General features: G+C 40.6%; 2 protein-coding genes. One reads left to right on the top strand and one right to left on the bottom strand.

The features are described from left to right. The first annotated feature begins 185 nt into the window (after nt 1–185). Nucleotides 186–422, top strand: coding sequence for a DDE-type integrase/transposase/recombinase (locus tag HMPREF0083_RS18470; protein ID WP_167331584.1), 237 nt, complete (start codon nt 186–188; stop codon nt 420–422). A 335-nt stretch (nt 423–757) separates the two neighbouring features. Here HMPREF0083_RS18470 and HMPREF0083_RS18460 read toward each other — a convergent pair whose 3' ends face one another. Next, entirely contained in the window at nt 758–1,006 is a 249-nt protein-coding gene (locus tag HMPREF0083_RS18460) for a hypothetical protein (RefSeq protein WP_021623174.1), read from the bottom strand. Nucleotides 1,007–1,301 lie beyond the last annotated feature (295 nt).

Genomic DNA, 1,301 nt, shown 5'->3' with positions numbered 1-1,301 from the left:
GAATTGCGGACGCTTAGTCATTCAAGAATCCCACCCGTCACACCATAAGGTGTAGGGCTTACGGCTTTAGCTGTGGGAGTCTCAAATATGGTTATATTGCCGGAGAAGCTCGTCTTTTCTTCATCCAGTCTTGTATGACCGCTCCATCGTAGCCTATCATATTGGGCTTAGATGCGAAGCAAAAGATGTGGTTCGAACGGCTTCAACAAGCTTTATTCAAACGGCAGCTTTTTGACAAGGAAGACAAACCTGCGCTTCGTTCTGACAACGGACCACAGTTTATTTCTCATGCCTTTAAGGAGGCCTGTGAATCCTTTGGGATTACGCATGAACGTATCCCGCCAAAAACGCCAAATATGAATACCCGTATCGAGTCCTTTCATCAGATTTTAAAAGAGAATTGTTTGTCTCGTTATGAATAATTGTCTCCTTGAAAAAACGTTCCTATAAAGATGAATATATTAAGGTGGACATGATCAATCCTACTGAACAAAAGAAAAAGATCGCCGATAATTTTTTATTCGTCCGCCTAAGTTGGAAAGCAGATAGAAGAAGTAGAACAGTTACAATAACGAATGCTACAATTGTTATCGGTTTAGGAAAATCTTTCATAAAAAGACTTAAGGCAAATACAACGAGTAATGCAAATGTTAAAATAGAGGTAAAGAAGTTTTGTTTATTCACCAGCATCACCCCCTGTTGTTGTAAATCATCCATTTTTTACCTTAATTATACAGTAAAAGAGGGATAATATGTGCTAATTATGCCACAATAAGAACAAAGGCCCGATCCTCCAAGTGACTTTAAAGTATATACCTTTATTTCCACCTTGTGCGTTTATTTTTTGAATAGCTCCAGCCCCCATGCTATATAATCTGGTCAAAAGTCCCGTTGCTTTAGCCGAACCTGGATGCCCTTTTTTCTTAAACCAATAGGCCAGGCTAGCCGCACCACCGCCACTAATCGCCATAATACCCAGCATTTCTTGAGTTTCTTGATCACCCAAAACTACCTTAACCCCATTTAAATGTTATTTCAGATGATAGTTCTGGGAATCCAATTCTAATGAATGAACATGGAAAAATATTTATTTTTCTGCATGATTCAGGAGAAGTGGAGTTATTATATCACGTCTGTTGATTATCCATAAGGTGGAAGAAATATGCACGCGTCGGCGTGTTCCCTCGTCTTTTTCTCACAAGGAAGAGACACGGCCGCTTTGTGGCGCCAAAGCCGGAACTGCAAAACATCTGTCTCCCTTCTCGTGTCTACCCAGATGTTTTGCAGTTCCGCCTGGCTGA

Origin of the sequence: Aneurinibacillus aneurinilyticus ATCC 12856 (assembly GCF_000466385.1) — a bacterium.
Taxonomy (GTDB): domain Bacteria; phylum Bacillota; class Bacilli; order Aneurinibacillales; family Aneurinibacillaceae; genus Aneurinibacillus; species Aneurinibacillus aneurinilyticus.
This window is presented reverse-complemented; position numbering and strand designations above follow the sequence as displayed.

Excerpts from the sequence above, each read along its gene's own strand:
- HMPREF0083_RS18470 (WP_167331584.1), top strand. The coding sequence starts at position 186 with ATGTGGTTCGAACGGCTTCAACAAGCTTTATTCAAACGGCAGCTTTTT.